This window comes from Glycomyces luteolus, from assembly GCF_027622875.1.
GTDB lineage: Bacteria > Actinomycetota > Actinomycetes > Mycobacteriales > Micromonosporaceae > Glycomyces > Glycomyces luteolus.
In genome coordinates, this window is record NZ_JAPZVP010000011.1 from 52392 (window position 1) to 67607 (window position 15216).

Genomic DNA, 15216 nt, shown 5'->3' on the forward strand with positions numbered 1-15216 from the left:
CCGGAATAATGCTCAATTTCTGATTATACCCTTAAACCGGTATTAAATCCCATTATGGCATAATTGGGAATTATGGACGCGATGCCGCACAAGCTTGCCCGCACGCCCGTCGCCGTGGTCGGCGTCGCCGGTGTCTTCCCCGACGCACCGAATGTGGGCGAGTTCTGGAACAACATCCTCGCCGGCAAGGACAGCATCGCCGAGGTGCCCGAGAGCCACTGGCGCGCTGAGGACTACTACGACGCCGACCCGCTCGCCGCCGACCGGACCTACGCCCGGCGGGGCTCCTTCCTCTCCGCCGAGACCTTCGATCCGCTCGAATTCGGCATCACTCCGCGCTCAGTCGACTCGATCGGCCTCGTCCAGCTCCTGAGCCTCAACGTCGCGCGCGACGTGCTGCGCGACGCGGGCTGCGCCGGCGCCCCGTGGTTCGACCCGGCCCGGACCGGGGTGATCCTCGGCGTCTGCGGAGCGAACTCCACTGGGAGCCCGCTCCTCGCGCGCCTTCAAGGACCGGACATCGAGCGGGCCGCGGCGGACGCCGGACTCGCCCCGCAGGACGCCGCTGAACTCTCGCGCCGGTACCTCGCCTCGCTGCCGCAGTGGACGCCCGAATCGTTCCCGGGGCTGCTCGGCAACGTCGTGTCCGGACGGATCGCGAAGCACTTCAGCCTCGGCGCAGCAAATGCCACTGTCGACGCCGCCTGCGCGAGCTCTCTCGCCGCGCTCCGCACCGCGGTCGACGAGCTCGTCCTGGGACGCGCTGACCTCATGCTCACCGGCGGCTGCGATGTCGACAACTCCGTCTTCGCGTTCATGTGCTTCAGCAAGACACCCGCCCTCTCGCCCAGCGGACGGATCCGCCCCTTCGACGCCGCCGCCGACGGCACCCTGATCGGCGAGGGCATCGGCATGCTCGCGCTCAAACGGCTCGCCGACGCCGAACGGGACGGCGACCGCGTCTACGCTGTGATCCGCGGGATCGGCAACTCCTCCGACGGGCCGGCCACGAGCATCTACGCGCCGTGCGGCGAGGGCCAGGCCCTCGCCCTGAAGCGCGCGTACGACGACGCTGAAGTACCGGCCGCCTCCGTTTCGCTGATCGAAGCGCACGGGACCGGCACGCCGACGGGCGACAAGGTCGAGCTCGCCGCACTCAACCGGTGCCTCGACGGCGCCAGGCCCCGCTCGGTCGCGGTCGGCTCCGTCAAATCCCAGATCGGGCACACCAAGGCCGCCGCGGGAGCCGCAGGACTCATCAAGATGGCGCTGGCACTGCACGACCGGATCCTCCCGCCGCACATCAACGTGGACGAACCCTGCGAAGAGGCCCGTCGGCCCGACGCCCCGATCTACATCAGCGGTGCCGCCAGGCCTTGGATCAAGGAGCCGCAGCGACCCGTACGCCGGGGCGGCGTCTCTTCGTTCGGATTCGGGGGAGTGAACTACCACGTGGTCCTCGAAGAGCACGAAGGAGTTAGCGGTCCCGGTCGCCGAGCCGCGCGCAGCGTGCCGAAGGCATGCCTCTGGCACGCGCCCGACCCCGCGGCGCTGCTCGACCTGCTCCTCTCAGGAGCGCCGGGCGACCCCGCGGCACCGATCCCCGCCGACCACGCCCGCATCGGGTTCACCTCTGCCGACGAGCGTGAGTACGAGGCCCTGCTCGCGGCCGCAGTCGAAGGCCTGCGCGACCACGCAGGCATCGACGAGTGGGCCCGCGACGGCGTCTACTGCCGCCGCCGCGCGATGGCGCACGGGACCCGGATCGCGGCGCTGTTCACCGGTCAGGGCAGCCAGTACCCGGATATGGGCAGAGACGCTGTGAGCGCCTTCCCTCCGGTGCGGGACGCATTCGATCGCGCCGCCCTGATCTGCCCCGACTCGCCGTCGCTGCCCGAAGTCGTGTTCCCGCTGCCGGGAACCGACCGGGACACCGCGAACGAACGGCTCCGCCGCACCGAGTACGCCCAGCCCGCCATCGGCGCGCTCGCGATGGGCCAATATCACTACCTCACCGAACTGGGCTTCGCGCCGGACACGAGCCTCGGCCACAGCTTCGGCGAGCTGACCGCCCTCTGGGCAGCGGGCGGCCTCGACGACGAGGACTTCCTGAGGCTCGCCGCCGCCCGCGGCAGGGCGATGGCGGCTCCCGCCTCGACCGACCCCGGAGCCATGGCCGCGGTGCGCTGCACCGAGGACCGGCTCTCGCCGATCCTGAGCGCGCATCCGGATGTGGCCGTGTGCAACCGCAACGCCCCCGACGAACTGGTCGTGGGAGGCCCGACGAACGCGGTGGAGCAGATGATCGCCGACTGCAGCACGCGGGGGGTGCACGCGAAAGCGCTCCCGGTCGCAGCGGCGTTCCACACCGGACTCGTCGCCCACGCGGTCGGCGCCTTCGCCGAGGCCACCGCTACGGCGACGTTCCGGCCACCGGTGCACCGGGTCCTGGCGGGAGCGCCCGGCGCGGCCTACGGCGAAGACGCCGACGCGAACCGGTCGACCCTGACTTCGCAGATCACACAGCCCGTCGACTTCCAGCGGCGCATCGAGGAACTCCACGAGACCGGCCACCGAGTCTTCGTCGAGTTCGGACCGCGCGGCGTCCTCTCCGGACTCGTCGAACGCATACTCCCCGGGACGGACATCACCGTCCTTCCCACCGACATCGGCCCTCAGCGGGACGGAGCCGCTGCACTGAAGGAGGCCGCGGTGCGCCTCGCGGTCCTCGGAGTCCCCCTCGGGGACCTGAACCGGTACGACCCGCTGCCCGCCGAGCAGCCCGCGCTGTCACCGGTCGCAAGGTCCCTATGCGGCCCCAACTTCGCGGTCAACGCCGTCCGCGACGCACTCGAACCGGCCGCGCAGCCCGCGACTCCTGTCCGCCAGGGCCCGGCGCCAGCGGTCCGCCCCGACAGGCCCGCCGTCCCGCGGCCCGCGGCCGAACCGGACGGCGCCGGCCTCGCGCAGATCGCAACAGAGCATCTGGAACTCCACAACCGCTACATGGACGGGCAGCTGCGGACGGCCCGGGAACTGACCGGCATCGCGCGCGTCGCCGCCGACCGGGGTTCGTCCGCGGCCCGGGAGATCGAGGCGATACGCGACCACGGCATCGCGCTCGGCCGCGCCCACGCCCTGGCCAACGAGGTCTTCCGGGAACTCGTAGGACTCGATTCCGGTCCATTGCGGACGGATAGCACTTCAGCCGCCGAACCGTTCGCGCAGACGCCCGCCGCACCGATCGTCCAGCCGACGCCGCCCGCGCAACCGGAACCCGAACCGGCGGACGTGGACCGCGCCGCCGACCTCGCCGACATCGAGCAGTTGATTCGGGAGACCATCGCAGACAAGACCGGCTTCCCGCTCAGCATGATCGGACTCGACCAGGACATCCAGGTCGACCTGGGTATCGACTCGCTCACCCAGGTCGAGATCGCCGCGGAACTGTGGCGGCACTATCCAGATACACCCCGCGAGTCCCTGTACCGCCTCTCCACCGGACGGACCGTCGGCGATTTCGTCGACCTCTCCAGGGCGATGCTGACCGAGACGAGCACCAGGCCTCCGGTACGGACCAACCGCGTCCTGCCACTCGGCCGCGCCCACGTCGCCCTGCGTGAACTTCCCGACTCGGACTACAGAGTCGACGCGTACCGGCCCGAACCGACCGCCCTCGTCGTCGATGACGGCGGAGCCGTGGCCGCCGCCGTCATCGAAGCGCTCGAACATTCCGGTTGGCGCACGACCGTGCTCGCACTGCCCGGAGTGTCCCCCGACCGGAGCACTCCATGGCGGGGCCTGGAGGGCTGGAGCGAGCCGGCCCTCGCCGGCGCGCTGTCCGAACTGATCGCCGACGACGGCATCCTCGACCTCGCTGTCATCGCCCTGACCGAAATCGGAACGGTCGCCGACGCGATCCGGCGCCTCTCGCACACCCTGCTCGTCGCGAAGGGGCTGCAACCGGCACTGGAGTCCGGAGCGGCCGGAGGGACACGGGCCGCTCTCGTCACGGTGACCGCACTCGACGGCGCGCTCGGTTACGCGGGGTCGCGCGGCCGGCCGGAGCGAGCCCTCACCGGCGGCGTCGGCGGGCTCATTCGGACCGTCGCGCTCGAGACGAACGGCCTCTTCTGCCGCTCGCTCGACTACGCTCCCGAGCTCGCCGCCGAGCACGTCGCCGAACGCCTGCTCCGGGAGATCGCCGACGCCGCGACCGACCTGCGCGAAGTGGGCGACGACGGAACGGCGCGGTGCACTCCCATGCTCTCCGAGACGCCGCAGCCCCTGCTCCCTCCCACCCCCGTCGAGACAGCCGAGGTCACCGAGGACGACCTGTTCGTCGTGACCGGTGGCGCCCGGGGCGTCACCTCCTGGTGCGTCATCGAGACGGCGCGCCGCTACCGCTGCGGGTTCCTGCTGCTCGGACGGACCACGCTCTCCGGCGGAGCGGACTCCTCGCCCGAAGAACGCGAGATCGAGACCACGCTGCAAACCCTGCGCGCACTGGGGGTGCGCGCCGAGTACCTCGCCGCCGACGTCACCGACGCTTCAGCCGTCGCCGCCGCCCTAGCCCCCTACACGGCCGACATCACCGGCGTCATCCATGGCGCCGGCGTGCTCGCCGACCAGTGGCTGAAGGACAAGACCGCTGAGACCGTCGCGCGCGTCGTCGGGCCGAAACTCACCGGCCTCGACGCCGTGATCGGAGCCGTCGACGCCGAGCGGCTGCGCCACCTCGTGGTCTTCAGCTCCGTCGCCGGACTCAACGGCAACCTCCGCCAGTCCGACTACGCCATGTCCAACGAAGCCCTCAACCGTTTCGCCTGCGCCTGGAAGGCCGGTCGGCCGGCATGCCGGGTCTCCGCCATCGCCTTCGGTCCCTGGACCGGCGGGATGGCCAACGCCGCCATCCGCGCCATCTACGCGCAGCAGGGCATTCCCCTGCTCACCAGGGAGAACGGCGCGTCGCTGTTCGTCGAGCAGCTCGGCGCCGAGCACCAGGACCACCTGGTGACGGTGCTGGGGCCGACCGTCCCGCTGTTCCAGAGCTTCGAACGGCTCACCCCGCCGGGGGCGACCGTGCGCCGCGACCTGTCCCGCCTCGGATCCCACCCGGTCCTCCGCGACCACGCCTTCGACAAGCGGACCCCGGTGCTGCCGGCGAGCGCGGCGATCGGCTGGTGCGCCCACGCCCTGGAAGGACTCCACGGCGGACAGCCCGTGGTCGAGGCCCGCGACGTCAGGATCGGCAGGGGCTTGGTCTTCGACGGCTCGGAACACGACCGGTTCGAACTCGAGGCCGCTCCCTCGGGCGACGGCGACTGGGTCGACATCGCGATCCGCAGCCACCCTGCGTCCGGCCCTTCCGTCCTCCGGTACCGGGGACGGTTCCGGACGGCGGCCGAGCCGACCGAACCGCCCCGAATGGACGGACTGGACTCCTACGAGCTCCCACCGTTCGAACCGCACCCGTACTACGCCGAAGGCTTCCTCTTCCACGGGCCCGTCCTCACCGGGCTCGGACCGGAACTCGCCGTCGGACCCGACCGAGTGGTCGTCATGGCGCGTTTGGCCGCGCCTTCCTTGCCCGGCTTCAACGGCCGGTGGTACAACGGCGCCTCTGCCGACCTGCTGCCGCAGGGAGCTCTGCTCCTTGAACGGCGGCTCACCGGCCGCAGGAGCCTGCCGCTGACGATCGACGCCGTCGAGATGTACGCGCCCCTGCCGGACGACCGGCCCTTCCTGATCGTCGCCGACCTCGACGAGCAGCGCGCCCTGGACACCCGCTATACCGTCAGCGCCTGCACGGCGGACGGCCGAATCCTCCAGCGCTGGCGGGGGCTGGCGATGCTGACCGTCACTCCGGAGATGCTGGCCGACAGCAAATGGGTCCAGGTCAGCGGCCTCGTCGAGCAGGAGCAGGCCTTCGGAACGGGGCATCATGCGTGACGACGAGCTGGACTTCGACGGCGTCCCGATCGGGGCCTATCCGACCTGGGACGCCGAACAAGCGCCGTCAGCCGCGGAACCGCCGCCCCCGGACGCCCCTGCCGACGACCGATTCCTGGCCGAGGCGATGCGGGTCCACCGGGCGGTCATGGACGTCCACCGGCTCGTCGCGGAGCACCTGCTCGCCGCGGCCCGGTCCGCTGCCCGGGACCCCCGCGACCGCGTACCGCGGCCGCGACCTGAGATCCCTTCGCCCCGAGCCTCGACCGCGTCAGCGCCACGACCGCCGACGCCCCCCGCAGCTCCGGCCGACACTCCGCCCGCAGGACCCGACACGGCCCGGCCGGTGATCCGTCCCCGGCTCCCCGCAGGGGGCATGCGCATGGTCGGCACCGAGCTGGCGTATGAGGGCGCACCGGGCGGGTACGAAGTGGGATCCGCACTCCTCAGCGACTTCCCGGTCCCCGCCGACGCCTGGTTCCGATCCGAGGACCGGTCCTCGCTCGTGAACCTCGCCTGGCAGGAGATCGTCCTCCAGGCCGCGGGAAGGCTCGCCTTCCGCAGCGGCATCGCGGCGGAAGCGCCAGGGGAGGACCTGGTCTGCCGCAACCTCGAGGGCCGCGCGCGGCTGCTGCGCCGCGTCGCGCCCTGCGGCCGCACCCTGCGGGTGCGGACCGAACTGCTCGGGCATACCCCGCTCCACCGGGCCGTCATGCTGCGCTTCGCCTTCGCGGTCGACCTCGACGGCGAGACCTGCTACGACGGCGAAGCGGTGCACGGGTTCTTCACCCCTGACGCGCTCGCCCGGCAGCAGGGCCTCGACGCCGGCCGACATGTGCCGACCTGGCTCGAACGCCAGAGCAGCCCGCCGCGCGCCGCCGAGACCGCGCCCCCCTCAACAGGGGACCGCCGGCTCGACTTGATCGACGACCTCCGCGTCGTCCTCGACGGCGGCGACCACGGCGCGGGATACGCGCTGGCGCGCAAGCGGATCGATCCGGGCGCCTGGTATTTCGACGAGCACTTCCCCGGCGATCCCGTGATGCCGGGGTCCCTCGGCGTCGAGATGCTGCTCCAGGCAGTGCAGGCCTGCGGCACCGCGGCCGGTCTGACCGCATCGATGCCGAACCCCTGCTTCGCCCCCGCGCCCGGGCCCGAACTGTCCTGGAAGTACCGGGGGCAGGTGCTGCGCAGCCACGACCAGGTCCAGGCCGAAGTGCACCTCCGCGGCGTCGAACGGGAACCCGATCGCATACGCATCCACGCCGACGGCAGCCTCTACAGCGACGGCCTGCGCATCTACCAGGTGGACGGCATGTGCCTGGAACTCGGAGAAGGACGACGCCCATGAGCCGCGACCTCGAAAGCACCTACCGGGCCCTCGCCGACCTCGACCGCCCCTGCTACATCAGCCGCTCCGGCGGACGGATCACCGCGGGCAACGAACCCCTGCCCGGAGCGGCCCTCCTCGCCGTCGCGCCGCCGTTGCCGCCCGAGAAGCTCGGATCGCCGCAGTTCACCCGCCGCCACGGGCTCCGCTACCCGTACATGGCGGGATCCATGGCGGGCGGCATCGCCTCGACCCGGCTGGTCGCGGCCCTCGCGAAGGCGGGATGCCTCGCCTCGTTCGGCGCCGCCGGGCTCGACCCGCATCGGATCGAAGCGGCAGTGTCCGAATTGAGCCAGAAGCTGGGCGAACTTCCATACGCCGCCAACCTCATCCACTCACCGCAGCTTCCCCGGAGGGAACGCGAAACGATCGACGTCTACCTGCGCCACCGCGTCAGGTGCATCGAGGCCTCCGCGTTCCTCTCACTCAGTCCCGAACTCGTGCGTTACCGCCTCTCCGGCCTCCGCACCGACCCGGCCGCCGGCGTCCATGCGGAGCACCGGCTCATAGCCAAGGTCTCACGCGCCGAGATCGCCGCGCTCTTCCTCAGCCCCGCACCCGAAGCCGTCGTCACGGAACTGCTGGCGGCCGGAGCCGTCACCGCGGAGCAGGCGCGGCTGGCCCGGAACGTGCCGATGGCCGACGACATCACCGTCGAAGCCGACTCCGGCGGACACACCGACCGCCGGCCGCTCGCGGTGCTCGTCCCGCAGATGCTGCGCCTTCGCGATCAGGCTGCGATCCCCGGCTGGCCGCACCCGGTGCGGATCGGCGCCGCCGGATCCATCGGCACACCGCAGGCCGTCCACGCCGCTTTCGCCCTCGGCGCCGAGTACGTCGTGACCGGCTCGGTGAACCAGGCCTGCGTCGAGGCGGGTACCTCACCGGCCGTCAAAGGCCTGCTCGCCCAGGCCGGGCCGACCGATTGCACGATGGCGCCCGCCGCCGACATGTTCGAGGCCGGCGCCGAAGTACAGGTGCTCTCGAAAGGCACGCTCTTCGCCCAGCGCGCCGCCCTGCTCTCGCGGCTGTACCGCAGGTTCGACAGCATCGAAGCCATTCCGCAGTCTGAAATGGATCGCTTGAGGACGCAGGTCTTCCAACGCGACCTCGACCGGGCCTGGGACGACACCGCCGCCTACCTGCGCGACCACGATCCCACCGGCCTCGAGCGGGCCGAGGCCGACCCTCGGCACCGCATGGCCCTGCTGTTCCGCTCCTACCTGGGCCTGAGCTCCCGCTGGGCGACCAGCGGGTCGGAGGACCGGCTCGGCGACTACCAGATATGGTGCGGTCCGGCCATGGGCGCGTTCAACCTCTGGGCACGCTCGACCTTCTTGGAGCCGCTCGAGAACCGCCGAGTGGCCGACATCGCCGAGCACCTGCTGCTCGGGGCCGCGTTCCACTCCAGAGTCACTCAGCTGCGTTTCGCCGGAGTGCGGATACCGCCAGCTTGCGCCGAATACCGGCCGTCGCCGCTTCCTGAAGCCGTTGCGGCCGCCTGAGGAGTCCGAGATGCGCACCGTCACCTTCATCGTCTCGGCCGGGCGGAGCGGATCCACCGCACTGTCACGGATCCTCAACCGGCACCCGGACATCCTGAGCATCAGCGAGCTGACCCAATGCCTGCGGCTGTGCGCCCCGCTCGGCCCGGTGACCGGAGCCGAGTTCTGGCGTACGCTCGCCGAACCGAATATGCTGCACGACGCGATAATCCGCAGCGGGATCGACGTTCCCGAGTTCGCCTACCTCCGCCTCCCGGGGACCAGATACAGCGCCGATCTGGGCGGCATTCCGGCGCTGGCGCTGATGACCCTGCCGCATCTCGACGACGATCCCGACCGGACGCTGGACCTCCTCGCCGCCGAGGTCCCATCGTGGCCCCGCCGTCCGGCCCGGGACCACTACCGGCAGCTCATCGACCGTCTCGCCTCCCACTACGGCGGCTTCGCCGCAGTCGAACGCTCCGGCAACTCCCTGGACTCGATCCCGTGGATGCACGCCTGCTTTCCGGAGGCGCGCTTCGTCCACCTGCACCGCGACGGCCCGGATACTGCGATGTCGATGCGCGCGCATCCCCTCTTCCGCCAGATCTGGCTGCTCCGCGACTCCTTGCACCGCCATCCCCGAGTGGCGGAAGTGATCGACTGGCTGCTCGCCAGCCTCCCGCGCGAACGCGTCGACCACCTCCGCGGGTTCGCCGACGCCGCGGCGCCCGGGGCCGTCCGGGCCACCGGCATGCAGATGTCGAATCTCATCCGCGAGGCCGCCGCAGCCTTGGGATTCGACTCGCCCGAGAAACTCCCCGACCGGTTTCGGTCCCTGATCCCCGAGGACCTCGTGTCGCTGCTCAGCCAGGAGTTCGATCCGGCCCTGCTCATGGAGCGCGACATGGACCTGGGGGAGTTCGGAGCACTGTGGTCGGAGTCGATCGTGCGCGGCCTCCGCAACCTCGCCGCGCTTCCTGGAGGCCGGATCGGAAGCCTGTCCTATGAAGACCTTCTCGACGAACCGCGCGAGCACCTGACCGCGCTGGCGGACTTCATCGGCGTCGAACCTCGCGAGGACTGGCTCCGACTTGGCATCGGCATGCTGGATCCGAGCCGCCGAGGCGCAGCACGTCGACTCCCACCGGCCGAGTTCGCGGCTCTCGACCGGGCCTGCGAACCAGGCCGGACAGCCTTGGCGGGGACCCGAACACACCTCACTGCGAGTTGACGGAGCATGACGTCGGCGACGGTTCGGTAGTGCGCGATGACGTCAGCTTTGGTCACGCTCTCGCCAGGGTAGAGCCGGCCTGTTCTCCGTGCTCGCGTGTGATGCGGGGCAAGTCGGACAACGGTCGCGAACGTTCTGGGCGTCACGTTGGTGGTGATCCGTTGCGGGGGTTCCTGTTGGGCATCCGTAGATCACCTGCCTCATCAGTGGTACGGCCCTGCCGTGCGTGAAAGGAGTCTGCATGTTCGGAATCAAGTCGAAGGCCAAGCGGCGCTTGACGCAGGTCGCCGCTCTCGGTTTCGCCGCGTCTGCCGCGGTCGTCACGCTCAGCGCCGCCCCGGCGCAGGCCGCCGGGGCGCCGAACTGCCCGAATGGCAATATCTGCATGTGGGAGGACACCAACTACCAGGGCGACCGGTGGGTCAACTGGAAGCCGGACGGCCCCAACGACAAGCACAACATCGACGGCTGGGACGGCGACAACGAGATCAGCTCGGTGTGGAACGACTCGAACTACGCCGTAATCCTCTACGGCAACGACGACTACACGGACTACCTGCTCTGCATCCCTGCGCAGAGTTCTGCCCGTGCGTCGTTGGGGTCCGGGTGGAACGACGAGGCGGAGAGCGCGAAGACCCGTACCGTCGACCACTGCTACAACTAGGCCTGTCCTGTGAATCGTTGAGCCAGATCATGGTCGCGGCGATGATCAGGCCGGCGTGCTGGATGGTCGCCCGTTCGCGTCGCGGGTGGCCAGGTCCCGCCACTGCTTGAGCCGGTTGCAACACCGCTCGACGACATTGCGTTGCTGGTAGGCCGTCCGAGGAGCGCCGCCAGCGCCCGCGCCGCAACCGCGAACGCGCGGCGCGGCTGCGCACCCGCGCCGACACCGTCCGGCCGCATGTGGGCCAAGCGAGCTCGACCACCGCCGACTCCAGCTCGTCCGGAGGGCGGCGCAGCATCACCCGCGACCGCTTGAACCCCTCAACGTCAACCTGTCCGGCCGCGGCGGCAATGGAGTGGTTGCGGTGCACCTCTTACTGCGCGAAAGGGTCGAGTCCGGTGAGATCGACGCAGGCGGTCCACAGTCGAGCGGCCAGCGCGGTGTCGGCCAGCGCTCCCCGCACCGGTTCGAGCCGAGGTCGACCGCGAAGCCCGAGCATCCGGGGACCCCACATCTGCCCGCCGCGGACGGCTGGATCGAGGACCGCGCGGACCGCGGGCCATGCGGCGGCGTGCTTGCCCTGCAGGAGGATGCTTGCTGGCAGGCCGCGCAGCCATTGGCCCTTGGTCCGCGTATGGACCGGCGGGCGGGACGGGGTGAGGAGGTCCAGCGCGCCGCCGGGATGGTTCACGACGCTCGCGGTCGTGCTTCCCGCCGCCCGCAGACGTCGGTCGAGTTCGAAGGCGAACAGCATCTGTGCCAGCTTCGAACGGGCGTAGGCGTCCTTCGGCTCGTACCCGCTGGTGACCTGAAGGTCGGCGAGATCCAGTCGTGCCGATTTCGCCACGAAGCTGCCTGTGGTGACGACCCGGCCGGCTGGGGCCGCCGACAGTAGCGGTGCGAGCCACCCGGTCAACGCGAAGTGCCCGAGGTGATTGGTGGCGAACATCAGTTCGCGTCCGTCCAAGTCTGCACGCCGTTGCGGATGGTCGAGCAGTACTCCGGCGTTGCACACGATCGCATCGAGTCGATCGAGTTCCAGTGCGTCCACAGAAGATTTGAGCCCGGCCAGTTCGGCGAGGTCTAGTCGGAGGTGACGAACGCGGGCATCCGGGACGCGGGAACGGATCGCCGCCGCGGCGGAAGCGGCCTTGGTGCTGTCGCGGCTGCCCAGGATGACCTGGGCCCCGGTGCTGGCGAGCTGTTCGGCGACGAAGTAGCCGATGCCAGCGTTGCCGCCGGTGACCAGGAAGTTCTTGCCCTCGGCGGAGGGGAGTCTATGAACGTCCCAGTCTTGCGTGGCGGTGCGGTATGGCATGTCGGCTCCCCTGAATCGGCGATCGCGCGGGACGTTCGGCCCCAACACATAATCGAACTGACTTCGATTATGCATGCGCTTCGATTTCGGAGTAGAGCCGGTGGGATGATAATCTGACGCCATGACGGAGACGGAAGCGCGGGCACCGGGTCGACGTGAGCGCAAGAAGGCCGCCACCCGCCAGGCCTTGGCCGCCGCGGCGCGGCGGCTGTTCTTGGAGCGGGGGTTCGACGAGGTCACCGTCACCGAAGTCGCCGACGCCGCCGACACGGCGGTCTCGACGCTGTTCGCGCACTTTCCCGGCGGGAAGGAGGCGCTGATCCTCGGTGACGGCAAGGAACGTGAGCAGTCCTTGACGGCCGCGGTGCGACAACTCCCGTCGGGTGCCTCTGTGCTGCAGGCACTGCGGGACTTCCTCGCCACGCGAGGGCCGTTCGACCCCGACCCGGAGCCGGAAGCGCGTCGGATCGCCAACCTCGTGATCGCCACACCGGCACTGCGGGCCTACGCAAGGGCACTGTGGACCGGCTGCGAAACCTCGCTCGTGCGAGTCATCGCTGAGCAGACCGGCCGTGACGCGGACGACTTGTCCCTTCGCCTGCTCGTCCGCTACGTCTTGGAGATTCCCGATCTCGCCGGAACGGATCCGGACCCGGCAGCCGCTCTGGACACCGCTTTCGCCCACCTCAAGCGCGGCTGGCCCGACCTATAACTCAACCATGTTGCATCCGCTCTACTGATGGGCACCTTTGACGACGGCGCTGTAGCGGTCAGCGAATCTATGCCGAAGCTCCTTGAGTTCAAAGGCCGCTTCAGCTGTCATGGTCTCGCTCAGCAGTGGATCGCGCCTGTCCAGGGTTCACGATCTCAGCATGACATTGCTCCTCGGAGGAGGTGGGACTGGATTCCGGTCCTGCTCATTTCGAGTTCCTGGTTCGTTCGCGCCTGGGCGTGGGTTGCCGTCTGATCCCTTGGCGGGGGCGCGGTCGGCTGGGATGAAGGGGTTCAGCAAGCTGAAGTCGATACCCCTGTAGGGTATATGATAGATCCGAGGACGGCCCGCATGTCCGCCGTCCTGGATTGCCGCATGCTCTGTAGGGCAGGCGGTTCAAGCGCCTTGAGAGCCGATTGGACGGTGCCATGGTTCGCAGACTCGCGCGCATTGCGCTGGTCGCGGTGCTCATGGTGGGCGTGGTCGCGATGCACTCATGGGGCCACCGCGGGCACGGCGACGAAGCCGAACCCGAGACCGCCGCTGCCGCGATGCACCACCACGCCGGCATGGTGCACCACGACGCGGCGGAGCCCGACCCCGACTCCGATGAGGACCCGTCCGGCCTCCTGTCGCTGCTGGGATTCATGGTCTGCGGCGGCGTGATCCTGCGCGCCGCCGTATCAATCCTGCGTCCTCTGATCACCCGGGTGCTCAGTCTCATTGCGGTGCCCACGTCGGCGATCGAGGCCGCACCCGTTCGAACCCGCCAGTGGCCCCCACCACTCAGGCCCAGTCCGACCTCGTTGCTGCTCAATCGGATCGTGGTGCTGCGGATCTAGATGCGGCCCCCGACAGGGGATAAGCGTCCGCTTCCAGATTCACCGCAAACCGAAAGGCAATTCATCATGCGTGCACTGACACGTCGATCCGTGCTGCGCGGCGGAGCCGCCGCGCTCCCCGTCGCCGCCCTCACCGCTTGCGCCGACGACGAACCCGCCGTCCCTTCGTTCGTCACTCCGAACTCCGAGCGGGTCGCCGCGTCCGAGGCCGCCCGCAACCCCGGCACGGTCCGGGAGTTCCAGCTGGGCCCCGTCGCCACCGAAGTCGACCTCGGCGGCCTGGTCGTCCCGACCTGGTCCTACGGCGGCCAGATCCCGGGATCGCCGATCCGCGTGAACCGCGGCGAGCAGGTGAAGGCGGTCGTGGTCAACGGCCTGCCCGAGCCCACGACCGTGCACTGGCACGGCCTCCAGATGCGCTGCGACGCCGACGGCGTCCCCGACCTCACTCAGGCCCCGATCCAGCCCGGCGCCACCTACACCTACCAGTTCACCGCTCCCGACGCGGGCACGTACTGGTTCCACCCGCACATGGGCACCCAGCTCGACCGCGGGCTCTACGCCCCGCTCATCGTCGACGACCCCGACGAGGATGTCACCTGGGATCTGGAGTGGACGGTGGTCCTCGACGACTGGATGGACGGCGTCACCGGCACCCCCGACGACGTCCTCGCCGAACTCGCCCAAGGGATGGACATGGACGAGGTCGGCTCCGACGGCGGCCACACCGGCCACGGCCAAGCCCCCACAAGCGACTCGTTCCTGCTGCACGGGGCCGAGTCGGACCTCCTGGGCGCCGAGGCCGGAGATGTGCGCTACCCGCACCACCTCGTCAACGGCCGCGTCCCGGCCGACCCCGAAGTGTTCGCGGCCGAACCCGGTGCGCGCGTGCGCATCCGCATCATCAACGCCGGAGCCGACACCGCCTACCGAGTCGCGCTCGCAGGGCACCGGCTCACCGTGGCGCACACCGACGGCTTCCCCTGCGAGCCGGTCGAAGCCGACGCGATCCTGATCGGGATGGGCGAGCGCTACGACGTCCTCGTCACGCTCCACGATGGCGTGTTCGCACTCGTCGCCGAGGCCGAGGGCAAGAACGCCCGCGGTCGGGCCCTCGTCCGGACCGGAACCGGCGAGGCCCCTGCGGCCGACTTCGCGCCCGCGGAGCTGACCGGGCACGTCCTCTCCTATGCCGAACTCGCCCCGGCCGAGCCCGTTGCGCTACCCGGCAAGGCACCCGACCGGACCATCGACCTGGAGCTCACCGGCTCCATGGAGCGATTCGACTGGGCGATCAACGGCCGCCCGCACGACCTCGCGAACCCCTACCCGGTCGAGGAAGGCGAGCGAGTCCGGCTGCGGTTCATCAACGGCGATGCGATGTGGCACCCGATGCACCTCCACGGCCACACCTTCGCGCTCGCCGACACGGGCCTTCGCAAGGACACCGCAATCGTCCTGCCAGGGCAGACCCTTGAAGTCGACTTCGACGCGGTCAACCCCGGGCTGTGGATGCTCCACTGCCACAACCTCTACCACGGCGAAGTCGGCATGATGGCCGCCCTCGGCTACCTCGCCTAGACACCCGTCGGGGGGGGCGGGGCCCCCCCCCCCCCCCCC

Annotated in this window: 9 protein-coding genes; 8 read left to right on the forward strand and 1 reads right to left on the reverse strand. The window is 70.1% G+C overall.

Going from position 1 to position 15216, the window contains the following annotated elements:
- Positions 1-81 precede the first annotated feature (81 nt).
- The 5 genes from O1R50_RS14985 (at position 82) to O1R50_RS15005 (ending at position 10724) form a co-directional block, all read left to right on the forward strand.
- A complete protein-coding gene (locus O1R50_RS14985; RefSeq protein ID WP_270110894.1) occupies positions 82-5952 on the forward strand; it encodes a type I polyketide synthase in 5871 nt (1956 codons plus the stop codon).
- Positions 5945-7303, forward strand: coding sequence for a hotdog family protein (locus O1R50_RS14990; protein WP_270110895.1), 1359 nt, complete (start codon positions 5945-5947; stop codon positions 7301-7303). Before O1R50_RS14985 ends, O1R50_RS14990 begins: the two co-directional genes overlap by 8 nt.
- Positions 7300-8847 (forward strand): PfaD family polyunsaturated fatty acid/polyketide biosynthesis protein, encoded by a 1548-nt coding sequence (locus O1R50_RS14995; protein WP_270110896.1) that lies wholly within the window; start codon positions 7300-7302, stop codon positions 8845-8847. The genes O1R50_RS14990 and O1R50_RS14995 overlap by 4 nt, the downstream gene beginning before the upstream one ends.
- A gap of 10 nt (positions 8848-8857) precedes the next feature.
- Complete coding sequence (locus tag O1R50_RS15000) at positions 8858-10060, forward strand: sulfotransferase (RefSeq protein WP_270110897.1); 1203 nt, start codon at positions 8858-8860, stop codon at positions 10058-10060.
- Positions 10061-10301: 241 nt separating this feature from the next.
- Positions 10302-10724, forward strand: coding sequence for a peptidase inhibitor family I36 protein (locus O1R50_RS15005; RefSeq protein WP_270110898.1), 423 nt, complete (start codon positions 10302-10304; stop codon positions 10722-10724).
- Between the two features lie 373 nt (positions 10725-11097).
- On the opposite strand, the gene O1R50_RS15010 is transcribed toward O1R50_RS15005, so the two are convergent.
- Positions 11098-12042 carry an SDR family NAD(P)-dependent oxidoreductase gene (locus tag O1R50_RS15010; protein WP_408612707.1) on the reverse strand — a complete coding sequence of 315 codons (945 nt, stop codon included), beginning with the start codon at positions 12040-12042 and terminating at the stop codon, positions 11098-11100.
- Between the two features lie 121 nt (positions 12043-12163).
- Between O1R50_RS15010 and O1R50_RS15015 the strand changes: the two genes are divergently transcribed.
- The 3 genes from O1R50_RS15015 to O1R50_RS15025 all read left to right on the forward strand — a co-directional run bounded on the left by O1R50_RS15015 (position 12164) and on the right by O1R50_RS15025 (position 15177).
- A complete protein-coding gene (locus O1R50_RS15015) occupies positions 12164-12754 on the forward strand; it encodes a TetR/AcrR family transcriptional regulator (protein ID WP_270110900.1) in 591 nt (196 codons plus the stop codon).
- A gap of 428 nt (positions 12755-13182) precedes the next feature.
- A complete protein-coding gene (locus O1R50_RS15020; protein ID WP_270110901.1) occupies positions 13183-13596 on the forward strand; it encodes a hypothetical protein in 414 nt (137 codons plus the stop codon).
- A 66-nt stretch (positions 13597-13662) separates the two neighbouring features.
- Complete coding sequence (locus tag O1R50_RS15025) at positions 13663-15177, forward strand: multicopper oxidase family protein (RefSeq protein WP_270110902.1); 1515 nt, start codon at positions 13663-13665, stop codon at positions 15175-15177.
- Positions 15178-15216: the final 39 nt, after the last annotated feature.

What these genes read in the sequence shown, in the direction of transcription:
- O1R50_RS14985 (WP_270110894.1), top strand. Translation starts at nt 82, where the DNA reads ATGCCGCACAAGCTTGCCCGCACGCCCGTCGCCGTGGTCGGCGTCGCC.
- O1R50_RS14990 (WP_270110895.1), top strand. Translation starts at nt 5,945, where the DNA reads ATGCGTGACGACGAGCTGGACTTCGACGGCGTCCCGATCGGGGCCTAT.
- O1R50_RS14995 (WP_270110896.1), top strand. Translation starts at nt 7,300, where the DNA reads ATGAGCCGCGACCTCGAAAGCACCTACCGGGCCCTCGCCGACCTCGAC.
- O1R50_RS15000 (WP_270110897.1), top strand. Translation starts at nt 8,858, where the DNA reads ATGCGCACCGTCACCTTCATCGTCTCGGCCGGGCGGAGCGGATCCACC.
- O1R50_RS15005 (WP_270110898.1), top strand. Translation starts at nt 10,302, where the DNA reads ATGTTCGGAATCAAGTCGAAGGCCAAGCGGCGCTTGACGCAGGTCGCC.
- O1R50_RS15010 (WP_408612707.1), bottom strand. Translation starts at nt 12,042, where the DNA reads ATGCCATACCGCACCGCCACGCAAGACTGGGACGTTCATAGACTCCCC.
- O1R50_RS15015 (WP_270110900.1), top strand. Translation starts at nt 12,164, where the DNA reads ATGACGGAGACGGAAGCGCGGGCACCGGGTCGACGTGAGCGCAAGAAG.
- O1R50_RS15020 (WP_270110901.1), top strand. Translation starts at nt 13,183, where the DNA reads ATGGTTCGCAGACTCGCGCGCATTGCGCTGGTCGCGGTGCTCATGGTG.
- O1R50_RS15025 (WP_270110902.1), top strand. Translation starts at nt 13,663, where the DNA reads ATGCGTGCACTGACACGTCGATCCGTGCTGCGCGGCGGAGCCGCCGCG.